We start from the raw sequence: 16,634 nt of genomic DNA, 5'->3' as shown, positions 1-16,634 counted from the left end.
TCCGCCCCGCCGGGATCGCGCTTGACCATTGGCGGTACTGGGCATATTTGCCCCTTTGGGGACAGTCCCGTCCCGCCCCTTTTTTGCCCGGACTCCGCACCCATGTCGCTTCTGCCCATCCTCACCATCCCCGACACCCGCCTGAAGGCGAAGTGCAAGCCCTTGACCAATGTCGATGGCCGCGTGGCGACGCTGATGGATGATATGCTGGAGACCATGTACAAGGCGCCGGGCATCGGCCTGGCCGCCCCACAGATCGGGTTGCTGGAACGGGTCATCGTCGTGGACGTGTCGGAAAACCGCAGCGACGCGCTAGCCATGGTCAACCCAGAACTGATCTGGACGTCGGACGAACAGGCCATCACCCAGGAAGGCTGTCTGTCGATCCCTGAGATCTATGCCGAGGTGACGCGGCCCAAGATGGTGCGCGTGCGCTATGTTGATCGGGGCGGCGAGGTGCGGGAAATGGATGCGGACGGCCTGCTGGCCACCTGCATCCAGCATGAGATCGACCATCTGAACGGCGTACTGTTCATCGACCATCTGTCGTCGCTGAAGCGCAACATGCTGCTGCGCAAATATAACAAGGCGAAAAAGTAAGGGGAGCGTTCGCGTTCCTCAATCGCCGGCGCCGCATCCGCGGCTTGGCTTGACGCCGCACGTGCGGCGCGGCGGCGGTCGCCGCCGAAGCGTTTTACGGAGGCCCGTAAAACGCTCCCTTCCACTCTCCGCCGGGAGGTGCCCCATGCCGCTGCGTCTCGCCTTCATGGGCACGCCGGATTTTTCCGTCTCCATCCTGGATGCGCTGGTCGCCGCCGGCCATGAGGTGGTGTGCGTCTACAGCCAGCCGCCGCGTCCCGCCGGCCGGGGGCAGCAATTGCAGGCCAGCCCCGTGCATCGCCGGGCCGACGCCCTGGGCATTGAGGTGCGCACGCCCAAAAGCCTGCGCAAGCCTGACGAACAGGCAGAATTCGCAAGCCTGAACCTGGATTGCGCCATCGTCGCGGCCTATGGCCTGATCCTGCCGCAGGCCATTCTGGACGCACCTCGCCTCGGCTGCATCAATGTCCATGCCAGCCTGCTGCCGCGCTGGCGTGGAGCCGCCCCCATCCAGCGATCGATCCTGGCGGGGGATGCAGAGACGGGCGTGACCATCATGCAGATGGATGCCGGTCTGGATACGGGCGCTATGCTGCTGAAGGACGCCCTGCCCATCACGGCGCGGATGAATGCCGCCGAATTGCATGACGCGCTGGCCGCCATGGGCGCGCGCCTGATGGTGGCGGCCCTGCCCGGCATCGTCGATGGCACCCTGCCCCCGGTGCCGCAGCCCGATGAGGGCGTGACCTATGCCGCCAAACTGTCCAAGGATGAGGGCCGGCTGGACCTGACCCGCCCCGCCCCGGAACTGGACCGGCAGGTGCGCGGCCTGACCCCCTGGCCCGGCACCTGGATTGATCTAGCCAATGGCGAGAAGTTGAAGGTGCTGGAGGCGGTGGCCGTCGATGGCGCGGGCGAACCCGGCACCCTTCTGGATTCTGGCCCGACCCTGGCCTGTGGCAAGGGGGCGCTGCGCCTGATCCGGGTGCAGCGGCCCGGCAAGGGGCCGGTGGATGGGGCTGCCTTCCTGCGCGGCTATCCCCACCAGATCGGCGGAAGGCTGACGGCGTGAGGCCTCTGCCCGCCCCACCCCTGCTGCTGATCACCGACCGGTCGCAGGCGGCGGGCGGGATACTGGCCGCCGTGGCGGCTTCGGTAGCGGCGGGCTGCCGCTGGGTCAGCCTGCGGGAAAAGGATTTGCCCGTGGCACAGCAGGCGGACCTACTGCTGGCCTTGCGGCCCCTGCTGGACGGCGTCGGTGGGACGTTGACGGTCCATGGCATGCCGGAACTGGCGCCACTTTGCCATGGCGTGCATCTGCCAGACGGGGCGGACATTGCCGGCGCACGTCGCATTCTGGGGCCGGACGCCCTGATTGGCGCCTCCTGCCATGACCGGGATGGTGTGGCGGCGGCGGCGCGCGACGGGGCGGATTACGCTACGCTCAGCCCCATTTTCCTGACCCCATCCAAGCCGGGCTACGGCCCGGCCATGGGGCCGGCGGCGCTGTCCGGCATGCCGCTGCCCACCCTGGCGCTGGGTGGGGTTGACGCTGGCAATGCCGGGGACTGTATCAGCGCCGGGGCGGCCGGTGTTGCGGTCATGGGCGCAGTCATGCGCGATCCGGCGGCGTCGGGGCCGATCCTGTCCGCCCTGGCTGCGACGCGGGGCCGCAAGCCCGGCATTTGACCAACGGGCCGTATCGACCCCATATCACGGCATCTTTTCACCCACCGAACGGCCTGTCATGACCGCCGCCCCTCTCGTCCCCGGCCACCGCGCCGTTGCCAACTGGCTGCTGGCCTGTGCCGGCATGGTCTTTGTCATGGCCATCATCGGCGCCATCACCCGCCTGACGGAAAGCGGCCTGTCCATCACCGAATGGAAGCCCATCACGGGCACCCTGCCGCCGCTGAACGAGGCGCAGTGGCTGATCGAGTTCGAAAAGTACAAGCAGATCCCCGAATATCAGGTCCTGAACCGGGGCATGAGCCTGGATGAGTTCAAGCAGATATTCTTCTGGGAATGGTTCCACCGCCTGTGGGGCCGTCTGATCGGCGTGGTCTTCGCGGTGCCGCTGATCTGGTTCGCCGTGAAGGGCATGGTGACCCGGTCCATGCTGCCCAAGCTGGTGGGCCTGTTTCTGCTGGGTGGGCTTCAGGGCTTCATCGGCTGGTTCATGGTGCAGTCGGGCCTGTCGGTGCGGACCGATGTTAGCCACTACCGGCTGGCCATGCATCTCTCCATGGCGTTGATCCTTTACGCCCTGCTGATCCAGGCGGGCCTGGGCCTGCGCCATCCCGGCGCTGCCCACCGCTCTGACCGTGCGGACTTGCGCCGTCATGGCTGGGCCGCCATGGTGCTGGTGTCCATCACGGTGGTCTGGGGGGCGTTCGTGGCGGGGCTGGATGCCGGCTTCGCCTATAATACCTGGCCGCTGATGAACGGGGAATTCGCCCCGCCGGAGGTCTGGAACCTGTCGCCGGCTTGGCTGAACTTCCTTGAGAATACCGCGATGGTGCAGTTCACGCATCGCTGGCTGGCCATCGCCACGGCGGCGGTGGTTCTGTCCTATGCCTGGCGCGTAGGTCAGCGGGCAGACCTGCCGGAAGTGGCGAAGCGGTCGGCCCTGTGGCTGTCGCTGGGCATTGGCGGACAGGTGGTGCTGGGTATCACCACCCTGCTGCATGCCGTACCGGTGGCGCTGGGGTCGGCCCACCAGGGGGGCGCCCTGGTGGTTATCGCCCTGCTGATCCGGTCGATCCACACCCTCCGGCGGTGATTACAGCAAATCCCGCAGGATGGGAATCAGCGGGATATCCGCCGGCGGCATCGGGTAATCCCCCATCCGCACCGGCTTGACCCAGGCCAGCTGCTGCCCCTCCAGCGGCGTAGGCGTGCCCTTCCAGACGCGCGCCGCATAGAGCGGCATCAGCAGGTGGAACGTCTCATAGGTATGGCTGGCAAAGGCGATGGGGGCGAGGCAGCTTTCCGCCGTGTCGATCCCCAGTTCCTCTTTCAATTCCCGCACAAGGGCCGCCTCCGGCGTCTCGCCCGCATCGACCTTGCCACCGGGAAATTCCCACAGGCCCGCCATGGACTTGCCCGGTGGACGCTGGGCCAGCAGCACGCGCCCATCGGCATCGACCAGGGCAACGGCGGCCACCAGGACGGTGCGGACCGGCCCCTTACGGACCGGTTCCTGCCAGCAGGGTGTGTCGCCGCCGCTCACGACCGGTAGCTGCCATTAATGTCGATATAGCCGTGAGTCAGGTCGCAGGTCCAGACCGTCGCGGTGCCCGTGCCCAAGCCGATATCAACCTCCATCAGGATTTCCTGGCCCTTCATATGGGCGGCCACCGGTGCCTCGTCATAACCCGGCACCTCCATCCCATTGGCGCAGATCTGGACGCCACCGACGGAGATGACCAGCAGGTCGCGGTCGGCGCGTTCGCCAGAGCGGCCCACGGCGGCCACGATGCGGCCCCAGTTGGCATCCTCCCCGGCCACGGCGGTCTTCACCAGCGGCGAATTGGCCACCGTCAGAGCAATGCGCTTGGCAGCGGCATCGCTGTCGGCACCGGTGACGCGGATTTCCACGAACTTGGTCGCCCCCTCGCCATCGCGCACGATCTGCTGCGCCAGGTCCAGGCAGACGGCATCCACGGCCTTGGCGAAGGCGGCCAGACGCGGATCGTCGGTGCCCTCAATGGCCGCATGCCCGGCCTTGCGCGTGGCGCACAGGACCAGCGTGTCGGACGTCGAGGTATCGCCATCCACCGTGATAGAGTTGAAGCTCCGGTCGGTGGCTGACGACAGCACCGCCTGCAAGGGCGCGTGGGCGATATTGGCGTCGGTGAAGACATAGGCCAGCATCGTCGCCATGTCCGGCGCGATCATGCCGCTGCCCTTGGCGAAGCCAGCAACAGTCACAGTCACGCCGTCGATGGTGGCCGTGGCCGACGCCCCCTTAGGAAAGGTGTCGGTGGTCATGATGGCGCGGGCCCCCACCTCCCAGGCCTCCCCTTCTGCCGGGACCAGCTTGGTGAAGGCTTCCGGCAGCGACTTGGCGATCAGGTCGGCGGGCATCGGCTGCCCGATGACGCCGGTGGAGGCGGGGAACACTTCTGTGGGCTTACAGCCCAGCAGGGCGACGGTGGCATCGATGGTGGCGTCCACAAACGCCTCCCCGGCCTTGCCGGTGAAGGCGTTGGAATTGCCGGCATTGACCACCAGGGCGCGCACGGAGCCGCCGGCCAAATGGGCGCGGCAGCGATGAATGGGGGCCGATGCTGTCAGCGACCGGGTCAGGACGGCGGCCACGCTGGAGCCTTCATCCAGCACCGCGACCATCACGTCGTTGCGCGGCGTCTTGTACCGGATGCCGGCGCGGTGCCCGGCCAGACGCACGCCGGCAATGGGCGGTAGCGACGGGAAGGATGCGGGGGCGAGCGGCGAGACGGCCATGGGTGCGGGCTCCGGCTGGAGGGGAGTAAGGTTCGCGCATGAAGCCGATGCAGGGGCCGGCGGTCAAGTGCAGGTTCGATGACACTGCTAAGGCTGGTCAGGGAACCAGGGGTTCCAGCAGGTCCGGCACCCGGTCCTTTTCCAACGCTTCACGCCAGCAATCGGCCAAGCGGTCCGTCTCCGCCACCGCCGTCCGCCAGTATTTCTGCCGCGTGGCGGTATCCATACGGCGGAAATCGCCACGGTCGGGGATCTTGCCGAAGGGTAAGGCTTTGGTGAATTCCACGGAAGGACACAGGACCAGCATGCGCGAAAGGTTGGCAGCCCGCGCCCTGCGCCAGGGCAGCGTCTTATCGAACCAGCCCGGCACAATGCGGTGGGAGAAATGCGGATAGAGGACAAGGCCCGGCGGCGTGAAGCCCATATCGAGATGGTAATCCATGATCCCGCCATCCAGATAAAGACCGGGCCGCGCGCCTGCCATATCCACGACCCCGTCAAAGACGAAGGGTACGGCAGACGATGCCAACAGGGCCGGCACCAGATTGGCAGGTGTCAGGGGCACTGCCTGGGTCGGGAACTCCGCATTCAGATTAAATGGTGGGGCATCGCGGCCATCATGCAGGACGGTGCGTTCGAAGAAGGCCGGCAGGGTGCGGCGGCTGACCAGATTGGCAAGACCAGCGGCGCCTAAGCCCAGACCCAGACCCACCTTCCCCGTGCCGGGCCGTATCGGTCCCCGGCCCCGAACCGCCAGGATGGATTGCCGCATGAAGGGATGGGCCAGGACATGGCCGATCCCGTCGGCCCCGAAGATCACATCCAGGAAATCCCGGCAATGGGCGGTCAGTTCGCTTGCACTGACCGGCCCGTCGACGGCGTAGTCAAGATAACAGGCTTCAAACCGCTGGCAGGCGGCCACCGGGTCGGGTTGGGCCAGACAGGCAAAGCGCCATGTGCCGATGGAGCTGCCCACCATATGCAGCGGGCGTACGCGGTCGCGGAACCAGCTACCGAACAGGGCCTGATCCAGCCTTGTCAGGGCCAGCCATTTCGCCCCGCCGCTGGCGCCCGCCACCACATCGAACAGATCCTCGTGCAGCCCGTCACGGCGGATGCGGGCCATGGCCTCTGAACCGGCCAGGAAACGCAGGGGCGTGGGACGCATCGGGGGCCGCCGCATGGTTAAAGGGTCTATCGCGCCGCAACATAGGCAGCGCGCGACATTCCGGCAAGGGGCCGCCTATTGACGCGGGGCGTGGCAACGTGATGATAGGAACCAAGCCATACACATAAACATCAGGCCTAAGGCAACAGACCCATGTTCAATATCGCCACCGTGGATTACCGGGCGCCCGATGCCGCACAGCAGTTCGTCACCTCGCTGCGCGAAACCGGCTTCGCCGTCCTGCGCAACCACAGCATCGACACTGCCCTGATCCAGGACCTGTACAAGGTCTGGTCCGGTTTCTTCGCCTGGGACGGCAAGCACGAGTACACGTTCGACCCGGAAATCCAGGACGGCTATTTCCCGTTCAAGTCGGAAAACGCCAAGGACAGCGCCGTCAAGGACCTGAAGGAATTCTACCATGTCTATCCGGGCCGCCGCCTGCCGCCGCAGGTAAAGGACGCGACCGACCGGATGTATGCCGATCTGTCCGCCATGGGCCTGACCTTGCTGAACTGGATCCAGGACAATGTGCCCGAGGACCTGCGCAACAGCTTCAAGCAGCCGCTGCCCAACATGATGGATGGCTCGACCAGCACCCTGTTCCGCGTCCTGCATTACCCGCCCATCGGCGAGGGGTATGAGCCGGGGGCCGTGCGCGCCGCGGCGCATGAGGATATCAACCTGATCACCCTGCTGGTGACGGGAAGCGAGCCGGGGCTGCAGGCCCAGGACACTGCCGGAAACTGGCACGACGTGCCCTGTGATGCCGGGATGATCGCCGTCAATGCTGGCGACATGCTGAAACTGGCGTCGGGCGGGTATTTCCCGGCGACGACCCACCGCGTGGTGAACCCGCCGCCGGAACATAATGTCTCCCGCTATTCCATGCCGCTGTTCCTGCATCCCCGCCCCGACGCCCCCCTCTCGGATGAGCTGACGGCCGGTCAATATCTGGATCAGCGCCTGCGTGAGATCGGCCTGAAGAAGTAAGGATGTACGGGAGGCATGAGGTTCCCCTCATGCCTCCGCTATGACCTCACAGCCCTTCCAGCTCGGTAATGAAGCTGTCCAGCAGACCCAGACCCTTGTTCCAGAAGGACGGGTCCTTCAGGTCAAGCCCGAACGGGGCCAGCAGGTCGGTATGGTGGAGCGTGCCCGCCGCCGACAGCATTTGCATATACTTGTCGGCAAACGCCGCGCCCTCACCCTTGGCCGCCGCCTCCTGGTACGCCGCATACAGGCTGTTCACCAGACAGTCGCCGAAGGCGTAGGCGTAGACATAAAAGGGCGAGTGGACGAAATGCCCGATATAGGTCCAGTAGGGCCGGTAGCTGTCTTCCCAGCGGAAGGCCGGGCCTAAGCTTTCGGTCTGCACCTCCATCCAGATATCGGCAATCCGCTCGGCTGACAGCTCGCCCTCACGCCGTTCCGTGTGCAGCTTGCGTTCGAACTGATAAAACGCGATCTGGCGGACGACGGTGTTGATCATGTCCTCCACCTTGCCGGCCAGCAGCGCCTTGCGCTTCTTGGGATCGGTGGTGGCATCCAGCAGGCCGCGGAAGGTCAGCATCTCCCCGAACACCGACGCGGTTTCAGCCAATGTCAGCGGTGTGGAGGCCTGCAAGTGACCCTGTTCGCGGCACAGATACTGATGCACGCCATGGCCCAGCTCATGCGCCAGCGTCATCACATCGCGCGTGCGGCCCATATAGTTCAGCAGCAGGTAGGGATGGGCCGAGGGCACCACCGGGTGCGCGAAGGCGCCGGGATTCTTGCCCGGACGCGGCGGCACATCGATCCAGGGATTGTCGAAGAACTCCTGACCGATCTCCGCCATGCGCGGGCTGAAGCGGGCATAGGCGTCGCGCACGATGCGCTTGGCCTCGTTCCACGGGATCTTCTGATCATCATCGCCGGGCAGCGGCGCGTTGCGGTCCCAGTAATCCAGCTTATCCTGCCCGAACCATTTAGCCTTCAGCGCATAGTAACGGTGGGACAGGCGCGGATAGGCGGCACGGACAGAGGAGAGCAGCGCGTCCACCACCTCATCCTCCACCTGATTGGCCAGGTTGCGGGATGACCAGGGGTTGGCATAGTGCCGCCAGCGATCCTCGATCTCCTTATCCTTGATCAGCGTGTTCATGATGTGGGCAAAGGTACGCTGGTTCTTCCCCAGCACCTCGCCCAGCACCTGCGCCGCTTCCTTGCGGATAACAGGATCGGTGGAGGAAAGCAGGTTGAGGGCCTGGGCCGATGTCAGTTCCTCCCCCCGGACGGGGAAGCGCAGGTCGGCCAGATGTTCGTCGAACAGCCGGGTCCAGGCGGCACGGCCCGCCACGTACTTCTCATGCAGCAGCTTTTCCAACTCGTCCGATAGCTGATGCGGGCGGAAGATGCGGGTATCGCGCAGGAAGGGGCTGTAGGCGGCCAGGGCCGGGCTGGCCAGCTTGGCCTCCAGGGCCGCATCCTCAAGCCGGTTGATCTCCAGCGTGAAGAACAGCAGATGGACGGAAATGCCCGTCACCCGCTCGCTCATCCCCTGATAGAAGCGGCCAATATTGGGATCGGCCATATTGGAGGCATAGAGAAGGCCCGCGAAGGACATGACCTTCGACAGAACCTCATCCAGCTTCTCATAATCGGCAATTGCCTGGGCCAGTTCAGCCCCGCTCAACCCCGCCAGCTTGCCCTGATAGCGTTCGGCAAAGGCGGCGGCATCAGCCTCCGCCTGGGTCAGGTCGGCTGCTAATGCCGGGCAGTCGGGCCCGGCATACAGGTCGGACAGGTCCCAGGCGGGCAATTCGCCCAGGTCGGCATGGTTCAGGCTGTCGGGCACGATACCCCTCCGGCATTGCAATCTCACAATTGCATATGGCACGGGGGCAGCGGCAGTTCAATCGGACGGGCGACCGCCCCGTCCGTCATATCAGGTGCAAAAGGTCAGGCGGCCGATATGGCCGCACCGACGGGACCGCAATCATTGCTGGCGATCCGTCCCGCTGTGACGCGGACAATGCGCAGCACATCCTCTGGCATCACACCATCACGATCCATCAGCAGCAGGGCGATGGGGTCGGACAGAAGCTCACCAAGGCTGACCTCGCCAAGCAGGGTATCATCAAGCATCAAATCATTGTTTTCCATGGGCGTCCTCCTGTCCGGGCCCCTTGAGGGCCTGCATACGCGGTTCCACGAGGCAACGATGTGATCATGCGCCGGTTCCATGACATTTCAATGGCGACATGATCAATTTCAGCCACCCTATCCATTTGCGCGGCGGTCCGCCGTGATGGCGGTCACCCGGTCTATGAAATGGTCTATGGCTTCGGTGGGAGCGGCATGGTCAGCCCCCGCTCTTCCCCGGTCCATGCAACGCCGTGCAACACAAAAACAGGGGATGTTTCAGGAGACACGAGGAGCCGAACGCCGAAAGCCGGCGGCTCCGAATTGCGCTGAGCGTGGGTTGGGACTTGATCGGGGGATGATAGGAGAAAAGGCGGCGGAAGTCAGCAGATGTCGCCGTTACCCCTTCCCCAGCCCATGAAAAAGGCCGCCCCGGTTGCCCGGCGGCGGCCTTTTCCAAACGGTGGGCCAAGCCCCTTACTGGTTCATGCTGTCGAAGAAATCGTTGTTGGTCTTCGACTGTTTCAGCTTGTCGACCAGGAACTCGACAGCGTCCTGCGGACCCATCGGGTTCAGGATACGGCGCAGAATCCACATCTTGGCCATGGCGCCCTTGTCGACCAGCAGGTCTTCCTTGCGGGTGCCCGACTTCTGGATATCCAGGGCCGGGAAGATGCGCTTGTCGGACAGCTTGCGGTCAAGGACAATTTCGCTGTTACCCGTGCCCTTGAACTCTTCGAAGATCACCTCGTCCATGCGGCTGCCGGTATCGATCAGGGCGGTGGCGATGATGGTAAGCGAGCCGCCCTCCTCGATATTGCGGGCGGCACCGAAGAAGCGCTTGGGGCGCTGCAAAGCGTTGGCGTCAACACCACCGGTCAGCACCTTGCCCGACGAGGGAACCACAGTGTTATAGGCGCGGCCCAGGCGGGTGATGCTGTCCAGCAGGATCACCACGTCGCGCTTGTGCTCGACCAGACGCTTGGCCTTCTCCAGCACCATCTCCGTCACCTGCACATGGCGGGTCGCCGGCTCGTCGAAGGTGGACGACACCACCTCACCGCGCACGGAGCGGGCCATGTCGGTCACTTCTTCCGGACGTTCATCGATCAGCAGAACGATCAGATAGACTTCCGGGTGGTTGGTGGCGATGGAATGGGCGATGTTCTGCAGCATCACCGTCTTACCGGTGCGCGGCGGCGCCACGATCAGGGCGCGCTGCCCCTTACCCAGGGGGGCGACAAGGTCGATGACGCGGGTGGTCATGTCCTTGCGGCCCTTGCCGCTATTATCGACCTCGACCTCCAGCTTCAGCCGTTCATCCGGGTAAAGCGGGGTCAGATTGTCGAAATTGATGCGGTGACGCACCTTGTCCGGGTGGTCAAAATTGATGGTGTTGACCTTCAGCAGGGCAAAGTACCGCTCGCCATCCTTGGGCGCCCGGATCTGACCCTCCACCGTGTCGCCGGTGCGCAGGCCGAAGCGCTTCACCTGGGACGGGGAGATGTAGATATCGTCGGGGCCGGGCAGATAGTTGGCTTCGGGTGAGCGCAGGAAGCCGAACCCGTCGGGCAGCACCTCCAGCACGCCTTCGCCATAGATCGGCACGTCATTGTCGGCCAGCTGCTTCAGGATGGCGAACATCATGTCCTGCTTACGCAGGGTGCCGGCATTCTCGATCTGCAGCTCTTCAGCAAAGGCGAGCAGCTCGGCGGGGGTTTTGGCCTTGAGTTCCTGGAGATTCATCGGATCTGGCTGTCGGTCGGCCATACGGCCGGTTGCGGGAACGGGGGCGGCACCCCCATGGATGCGCCCCGATTGGGGCGGGATCACGGCCAAGGTTCGGCAACGGAATCGGAACCAGGGGCCGGAAGTACGGGACTTCGCTTTGGACGAATGACCTGAAAAGGGAGGGGGGCGGTGGGTGAAGCGGTAGGGACGGTCGGGAAACCAACCCCGGTAATGGCCCTTGTCGAAGGCGGTTCGGGTAGAACCTGCTTTCGGCGATTCGCGCCGGCCCACCCTGCGGCAGTCCGGAAAGGACGGGGATATGCCAAGACACCCCGGCGAACGGCATCACCTTTCACCTGCTCAAACCGTTATCCCAGCCGGGCGGCCAAGTCAAAACAAAACAGCAGGGGCCATTTGCCATACCCCTGCGGCTTAAGGTCATAGGCTAAGGGCACCTATTCCGGTGGTGGACCAAACAGGGGGCTATGCGCAATCGCCCGTTGCTGTAATATTGAGGCGTTAACGTGAACTCCTTGGGCAGAAAAACATGCGCCTGCTGATTGCCGACGATCATGACCTTCTGCGTGATGCCCTGCGCTCGCATTTCGAGCGTGAGGCGCCGGGCACTTTCGTCCAGGGCGTGGGCACGGTCAGCGAGGCGTTGAAGGTCCTGGATGACGGGGCGCCGTTCGACATTCTGCTGCTGGATCTGCGCATGCCCGGCATGAACGGGCTGAACGGTCTTGTCCGCCTGCGCGAACGCTACCCATCGCTGAAGATCGCCCTGATGTCGGGCGAGGCCAAGAACGAGGATATCCGTCTGGCCATGGCCCACGGCGCCGTGGGCTTCCTGCCCAAGACGCTGCCGGGGTCCATCCTGTTGCAGGCCGTGCAGCGCATGGCCGCAGGCGAGACCTTTATGCCCGATAATCTGGCCGAAAGCGCCATGGCGTCGGACGGCAATGCGCTCAACAGCACCTTCACCCGGCGCGAGCGTGAGGTGCTGGACTTCCTGCTGAAGGGTCAGTCCAACAAGGAGATCGCCCGCGCACTGGACCTTGAGGAGGTGACAGTGAAGCTGCATATCCGGGGCCTGTGCCGGAAGCTGGGCGCCAAGAACCGCACGCAGGCCGCCATGCGCGCCGTGGAGCTGGGCCTTGCCCGCTGATGACGCGCAAACCCCCGCACTGGAGGCCAATGGCCTGCCGCGCGGGCTGCGCCATGACCTCGTCAATGCGCTGAACGCCCTGCTGGGCTTCGCTTCCTTCCTGGAGTCTGACCTGCCCGACGGGCCGCAGCGTGAGTTCGCCCGCCAGATCCAGAGGGCAGGCCGTCAGGCCATGGAACTGGCCGAACGCATCCCGTCCAGCCGGCGTGAGGCGGCGGTGCGGGTGCTGATGGTGTCGGCCTCTGAAGATGCCGATGCCCTGATCCTGGAACTGGACGGGTATGGGTGCGAGGTAACGCTGGTCCCCACCCCGTCGCGCGCGGTACAGGTGCTGCGCAAGGCCGCCAGTTCCTGGGACGTGATCCTGGCCGACCAGCCGGGCCCCGCCGATCATGCCGGTCTGGCCGCCGCCGCCGATGGTATGGTGATCGTGCCGCGCGATGCCGAAAGCACGGCAACCACCCTGGCTGTTGCCCTGCGTGGTGCGGGCCGGCGTGGCTGAGGCATTTTCCGCACGCGTGCCGAAGTTGGCGCTATAACCTTTCGGTGTGAAATAGGCACTGTCATGGCCTGCGCATTCATGCGACTCTCAAGGCGATGCACAGGGGTAATGGCCGCTGTTATCATTCCTGTCGCGACCCTCCATCGGGTATCCGCATGTCCACCAAATCCTGCACCCTCGCCCTGACCGCTCTGCTGGTGGCCGGCCCTGCCTTTGCGGGTCCCTGCACCCTCCCTCGGATTGATGGCGGTATCCAGAGCGGCCATGCCGACAGGATCGACAGCGACCGCAATGCGCTGTTGAGCTATGAGGCCTGTCTGGCGGAGCAGGAGGAGCTGGAGACGGCGTTCAACAATCCCGCCGCCGGTCGCACCGCCTTGCAGCGGGAAGCCGCCGCCAATCTGCGCCGGACCCTGGACGCCTGGCAGCGTACCCGCCGCGCCGCCGACGCAACGCCGGTGGACAAGAAGGGGTCATAGGCTTTTCCCGCTGATGCAGGGTATTGAACGGCCCCCCCCCTCGTCATCCCGGCGGAAGCCGGGACCCAGGAGCCACAGGACCAACCGTTGATGCTGCCTGGATCGGCACTGCTGACAAGTCGGGCGCTTGACCCCTGGGTCCCGGCTTCCGCCGGGATGACGAGGGGAGTTACACAAGAGGTAAAGCCCCCTTAACCCAGCAGCTTCTCCATCGCCTTCTTCACCGCCGGGTCCAGGGGCGGTGGCGTCACGTCCACGCCCGCCGCCAGGGCATCCACGACATGGCGCAACACGGCCACGCGGGCATGCCATTTGGCATCGGCGGGCACGGCGACCCAGGGTGCCTGATCCGTGCTGGTCCGGGCGAACATCTCGTCAATCGCCTCCTCATAGGCGGGCCGCCGGTCGCGGTTGCGCAGGTCCTCCGCCGTCAGTTTCCAGCGCTTATAGGGATTGTTCAGCCGCTCTTTGAACCGGTCCAACTGTTCGTCCGGTGACAGGTGCATGAACAGCTTGACGATGCGCACGCCATCATCGGTCAAAAGCCGTTCGAACTCGTTGATCTCATCATAGGCGCGTTGCCATTCGTGGGGCTTGGCAAAGCCTTCGACCCGTTCCACCAGAACGCGCCCATACCAGGACCGGTCGAAAATGGCGAAGGTGCCGGGTTCGGGCAGACGCTGCCAGAAGCGCCACAGATAGTGCCGGCCCTGTTCGGCTGCCGTGGGCGCGGTGATGGGCCAGACATGGGCGCCACGCGGGTCCAGGTTCTCCGTCAGGCGGCGAATGGCCCCACCCTTGCCGGCAGCATCCCAACCTTCGAACACGATCACGGCCCGGCGCTTGCCATGCCAGTAGGCCTGCTGCACATGCAGGATCTTCTCCTGCAATTTTTCCAGTTCCTTTTGATAGGCCCCCTTGTCGGCATAGCGGTGGGCCTTCATGTCAAGCTCAGCCAGACGGGGAACGGGCTTGTGTGCGGCGTGCATGGCGTGTCCGGTGATGGGTGCGGGAGGGCAGTGTAAACGAGCCTTTCATATCGCCACCAGTCCTGGGTTGACATGATCCGCGACAATTTCGGCGAAGATGACGGTTCATTGTAACGGAAATGTTTCGCCTCTTGTCAGTTGCGGCGCGATGCCCGACCCATGACGGTTCGGACAATCCCTCAATAAGAATTAAGGGGACAGGCAGTGAAAGCGGTGTTGAAGAACGGGGCTTCGGCCCTGATCCTGGCCATGGCAGGCACGTGCATGCCGATGATGGCGCAGGCAGCGGACGCAGCCCTTCAGGTGGCGCAGGCGGAGACCAAGGTGACCAGCGACAATCCCTTCTTCCATCCCTGGAACACGCGGTTCGGCGTGCCGCCCTATGACGCCATCAAGCCGGAACATTTCAAGCCGGCCTATGAGAAGGCGATGGCCGACCATCTGGCGGAAATCAAGGCGATCACGGACAATAAGGACGCCCCCACCTTCGCCAACACCATCGACGCGCTGGAGAAGAGCGGCAACATGCTGGGCACGGTCGCCCGTGTGTTCGGCAGCCTGACCGCATCCAACACCAATGACCAATTGCAGAAGATCCAGCGCGAAATGGCGCCGGTCATGGCGGCGCATGGCAATGCCATCAATCTGAACGCAGCCCTGTTCGCGCGCATCGACACGCTGTACGCCAAGCGCGACAGCCTGAAACTGTCGAAGGAGCAGGCCCGCGTTCTTGAGCGCTATTACATCGATTTCGTGCGCGCCGGGGCCAAGCTTGAAGGCAAGGACCGCGACCGGATGGCCGCCATCCTGCAGCGCCTGGCCGTTCTGTCCACGCAGTTCAGCCAGAATGTCCTGGCCGACGAGAAGGAATACAAGCTGGTCCTGACCAGCGAGGAAGAGCTGGTGGGCCTGCCGGAATTCGTGCGTGCCGCCGCCGCCCAGGCCGCCAAGGAGCGCGGGGATGAGGGCAAGTATGTCATCACCCTGTCGCGTTCCTCGATCGAACCGTTCCTGACCTTCTCTGCCAACCGCGCCTTGCGGGAGAAGGCCTGGAAGGCCTGGACCGCGCGCGGCGACAATGGCGATGCCCAGGACAATAACGCTGCTATCAAGGAGATCGTGCAGCTTCGGATCGAGCGCGCGAACCTGCTGGGCTACAAGACCTTTGCCGAGTACAAGCTGGCCGACACGATGGCCAAGAACCCGCAGGCCGTCAGCGATCTGCTGCTCCAGGTCTGGGAACCCGCCAAGGTACGCGCGGCGGAAGAAAAGGACGATCTGGCCAAGATGGCGGCCAGCGAAGGCCAGAACATCCAGATCGAACCCTGGGACTGGTATTACTACGCCGAGAAGGTGCGCAAGGCGAAGTACGACCTGAACGAGGAAGAGATCAAGCCGTACTTCCAGCTCGACAAGATGATGGAAGCGGTGTTCTTCACGGCCAATCAGCTGTTCGGCGTGACCTTCCATGAGCTGAAGGACGTGCCCCGCTACCACCCCGACGTGAAGGTGTATGAGGTCAAGGACAAGAAGGGCCAGCACGTCGCCGTCTTCTACAGCGACAATTTCGCCCGGCCGAGCAAGCGTTCGGGTGCCTGGATGTCTTCCCTGCGCGAACAGGAGAAGCTGTCGGGCAAGGTGACGCCCATCGTCATGAACAACAATAATTTTGCGAAGGGGGCCGAGGGCCAGCCGACGCTGCTATCGTTCGATGACGCCACCACCCTGTTCCATGAGTTCGGCCATGGCCTGCACGGCATGCTGTCGGACGTGACCTATCCGCAGCTTTCGGGCACGTCGGTGCTGCGCGACTTCGTGGAATTCCCCAGCCAGATTCTGGAGCATTGGATCGAGCAGCCTGAGATTCTGCAGCGCTTCGCCGTGCATTACAAGACGGGCGAGCCGATCCCCAAGGCCCTGCTGGACAAGATCCTGGCGGCCCAGACCTTCAACCAGGGCTTTGCCACCGTCTCCTACACCTCGTCCGCGCTGGTCGATCTGGCCTATCACAGCCTGACCGACGCCAAGGACCTGGACCCGGACAAGTTCGAGCGCGATGAGCTGGCCAAGCTGGGCATGCCGAAGGAAATCGTCATGCGCCACCGCAGCCCGCACTTCACGCATGTCTTCTCCGGCGACGGCTACTCGGCTGGCTATTACAGCTATATGTGGGCCGAAGTGCTGGACGCCGACGGGTTCGACGCCTTCAAGGAAGCCGGCAACATCTTCGATCCGAAGCTGGCCCAGAAGCTATACCAGGAAGTGTACAGCGCCGGCGGGTCGAAGGACCCGATGGAGGCCTATGTCGCCTTCCGTGGCCGCGCCCCCAAGGTTGACGCGCTGCTGCGTAACCGTGGCCTGCTGGGCACCGGTTCCCGCGTGAACTAAGAGGTCTGTAACGTGA

Annotated in this window: 16 protein-coding genes; 9 read left to right on the top strand and 7 right to left on the bottom strand. The window is 64.3% G+C overall.

What is annotated here, in order from left to right:
- Nucleotides 1–102 precede the first annotated feature (102 nt).
- From def to C0V82_RS14655, 4 genes are all read left to right on the top strand, one after another.
- Nucleotides 103–600 carry a peptide deformylase gene (gene def, locus C0V82_RS14670; protein ID WP_102113445.1) on the top strand — a complete coding sequence of 166 codons (498 nt, stop codon included), beginning with the start codon at nucleotides 103–105 and terminating at the stop codon, nucleotides 598–600.
- Nucleotides 601–745: 145 nt separating this feature from the next.
- Entirely contained in the window at nucleotides 746–1,672 is a 927-nt protein-coding gene (gene fmt, locus C0V82_RS14665) for a methionyl-tRNA formyltransferase (RefSeq protein ID WP_102112947.1), read from the top strand.
- Complete coding sequence (locus C0V82_RS14660) at nucleotides 1,669–2,289, top strand: thiamine phosphate synthase (RefSeq protein ID WP_102112946.1); 621 nt, start codon at nucleotides 1,669–1,671, stop codon at nucleotides 2,287–2,289. Before fmt ends, C0V82_RS14660 begins: the two co-directional genes overlap by 4 nt.
- A gap of 58 nt (nucleotides 2,290–2,347) precedes the next feature.
- Complete coding sequence (locus C0V82_RS14655) at nucleotides 2,348–3,382, top strand: COX15/CtaA family protein (protein WP_102112945.1); 1,035 nt, start codon at nucleotides 2,348–2,350, stop codon at nucleotides 3,380–3,382.
- Here C0V82_RS14655 and C0V82_RS14650 read toward each other — a convergent pair whose 3' ends face one another.
- The 3 genes from C0V82_RS14650 to C0V82_RS14640 form a co-directional block, all read right to left on the bottom strand.
- Nucleotides 3,383–3,832 carry a (deoxy)nucleoside triphosphate pyrophosphohydrolase gene (locus tag C0V82_RS14650; RefSeq protein WP_102112944.1) on the bottom strand — a complete coding sequence of 150 codons (450 nt, stop codon included), beginning with the start codon at nucleotides 3,830–3,832 and terminating at the stop codon, nucleotides 3,383–3,385. It abuts the gene before it with no gap.
- Entirely contained in the window at nucleotides 3,829–5,067 is a 1,239-nt protein-coding gene (gene argJ / locus C0V82_RS14645) for a bifunctional glutamate N-acetyltransferase/amino-acid acetyltransferase ArgJ (RefSeq protein ID WP_102112943.1), read from the bottom strand. Before argJ ends, C0V82_RS14650 begins: the two co-directional genes overlap by 4 nt.
- Before the next feature lie 97 nt (nucleotides 5,068–5,164).
- The gene (locus C0V82_RS14640) at nucleotides 5,165–6,235 is read right to left on the bottom strand and encodes a patatin-like phospholipase family protein (protein ID WP_102112942.1); all 1,071 of its coding nucleotides are present in this window, start codon (nucleotides 6,233–6,235) and stop codon (nucleotides 5,165–5,167) included.
- 153 nt (nucleotides 6,236–6,388) lie between these two features.
- Here C0V82_RS14640 and C0V82_RS14635 point away from each other — a divergent pair, with 153 nt between their 5' ends.
- Complete coding sequence (locus tag C0V82_RS14635) at nucleotides 6,389–7,228, top strand: isopenicillin N synthase family dioxygenase (protein ID WP_102112941.1); 840 nt, start codon at nucleotides 6,389–6,391, stop codon at nucleotides 7,226–7,228.
- 46 nt (nucleotides 7,229–7,274) lie between these two features.
- On the opposite strand, the gene C0V82_RS14630 is transcribed toward C0V82_RS14635, so the two are convergent.
- From C0V82_RS14630 to rho, 3 genes are all read right to left on the bottom strand, one after another.
- Nucleotides 7,275–9,074 carry a M3 family oligoendopeptidase gene (locus tag C0V82_RS14630; protein WP_102112940.1) on the bottom strand — a complete coding sequence of 600 codons (1,800 nt, stop codon included), beginning with the start codon at nucleotides 9,072–9,074 and terminating at the stop codon, nucleotides 7,275–7,277.
- Nucleotides 9,075–9,178: 104 nt separating this feature from the next.
- Nucleotides 9,179–9,382, bottom strand: coding sequence for a hypothetical protein (locus C0V82_RS14625; protein WP_102112939.1), 204 nt, complete (start codon nucleotides 9,380–9,382; stop codon nucleotides 9,179–9,181).
- Between the two features lie 456 nt (nucleotides 9,383–9,838).
- Nucleotides 9,839–11,107, bottom strand: a complete 1,269-nt coding sequence (gene rho / locus C0V82_RS14620; RefSeq protein ID WP_094453654.1) for a transcription termination factor Rho — start codon at nucleotides 11,105–11,107, stop codon at nucleotides 9,839–9,841.
- A gap of 532 nt (nucleotides 11,108–11,639) precedes the next feature.
- On the opposite strand from rho, the gene C0V82_RS14615 reads away from it, so the two are divergent.
- The 3 genes from C0V82_RS14615 (at nucleotide 11,640) to C0V82_RS14605 (ending at nucleotide 13,241) form a co-directional block, all read left to right on the top strand.
- Nucleotides 11,640–12,260, top strand: coding sequence for a response regulator (locus C0V82_RS14615; RefSeq protein ID WP_054168488.1), 621 nt, complete (start codon nucleotides 11,640–11,642; stop codon nucleotides 12,258–12,260).
- Nucleotides 12,250–12,762 carry a nitrogen regulation protein NR(II) gene (locus C0V82_RS14610; protein WP_102112938.1) on the top strand — a complete coding sequence of 171 codons (513 nt, stop codon included), beginning with the start codon at nucleotides 12,250–12,252 and terminating at the stop codon, nucleotides 12,760–12,762. The genes C0V82_RS14615 and C0V82_RS14610 overlap by 11 nt, the downstream gene beginning before the upstream one ends.
- 155 nt (nucleotides 12,763–12,917) lie before the next feature.
- On the top strand, nucleotides 12,918–13,241 hold the full coding sequence (locus tag C0V82_RS14605) for a hypothetical protein (protein WP_102112937.1): 324 nt from the start codon (nucleotides 12,918–12,920) through the stop codon (nucleotides 13,239–13,241).
- Between the two features lie 191 nt (nucleotides 13,242–13,432).
- Here the strand turns inward: C0V82_RS14605 and C0V82_RS14600 are convergent, their stop codons facing one another.
- The gene (locus tag C0V82_RS14600) at nucleotides 13,433–14,230 is read right to left on the bottom strand and encodes a polyphosphate kinase 2 family protein (protein ID WP_102112936.1); all 798 of its coding nucleotides are present in this window, start codon (nucleotides 14,228–14,230) and stop codon (nucleotides 13,433–13,435) included.
- Nucleotides 14,231–14,434: 204 nt separating this feature from the next.
- On the opposite strand from C0V82_RS14600, the gene C0V82_RS14595 reads away from it, so the two are divergent.
- Nucleotides 14,435–16,618 (top strand): M3 family metallopeptidase, encoded by a 2,184-nt coding sequence (locus tag C0V82_RS14595; RefSeq protein WP_245924099.1) that lies wholly within the window; start codon nucleotides 14,435–14,437, stop codon nucleotides 16,616–16,618.
- The last annotated feature ends 16 nt before the right edge of the window (nucleotides 16,619–16,634 follow it).

It is taken from the genome of Niveispirillum cyanobacteriorum, assembly GCF_002868735.1.
GTDB classification, from domain to species: domain Bacteria; phylum Pseudomonadota; class Alphaproteobacteria; order Azospirillales; family Azospirillaceae; genus Niveispirillum; species Niveispirillum cyanobacteriorum.
This window is presented reverse-complemented; position numbering and strand designations above follow the sequence as displayed.

Excerpts from the sequence above, each read along its gene's own strand:
- def (WP_102113445.1), top strand. The coding sequence starts at position 103 with ATGTCGCTTCTGCCCATCCTCACCATCCCCGACACCCGCCTGAAGGCG.
- fmt (WP_102112947.1), top strand. The coding sequence starts at position 746 with ATGCCGCTGCGTCTCGCCTTCATGGGCACGCCGGATTTTTCCGTCTCC.
- C0V82_RS14655 (WP_102112945.1), top strand. The coding sequence starts at position 2,348 with ATGACCGCCGCCCCTCTCGTCCCCGGCCACCGCGCCGTTGCCAACTGG.
- argJ (WP_102112943.1), bottom strand. The coding sequence starts at position 5,067 with ATGGCCGTCTCGCCGCTCGCCCCCGCATCCTTCCCGTCGCTACCGCCC.
- C0V82_RS14640 (WP_102112942.1), bottom strand. The coding sequence starts at position 6,235 with ATGCGTCCCACGCCCCTGCGTTTCCTGGCCGGTTCAGAGGCCATGGCC.
- C0V82_RS14635 (WP_102112941.1), top strand. The coding sequence starts at position 6,389 with ATGTTCAATATCGCCACCGTGGATTACCGGGCGCCCGATGCCGCACAG.
- C0V82_RS14625 (WP_102112939.1), bottom strand. The coding sequence starts at position 9,382 with ATGGAAAACAATGATTTGATGCTTGATGATACCCTGCTTGGCGAGGTC.
- rho (WP_094453654.1), bottom strand. The coding sequence starts at position 11,107 with ATGAATCTCCAGGAACTCAAGGCCAAAACCCCCGCCGAGCTGCTCGCC.
- C0V82_RS14615 (WP_054168488.1), top strand. The coding sequence starts at position 11,640 with ATGCGCCTGCTGATTGCCGACGATCATGACCTTCTGCGTGATGCCCTG.
- C0V82_RS14605 (WP_102112937.1), top strand. The coding sequence starts at position 12,918 with ATGTCCACCAAATCCTGCACCCTCGCCCTGACCGCTCTGCTGGTGGCC.
- C0V82_RS14600 (WP_102112936.1), bottom strand. The coding sequence starts at position 14,230 with ATGCACGCCGCACACAAGCCCGTTCCCCGTCTGGCTGAGCTTGACATG.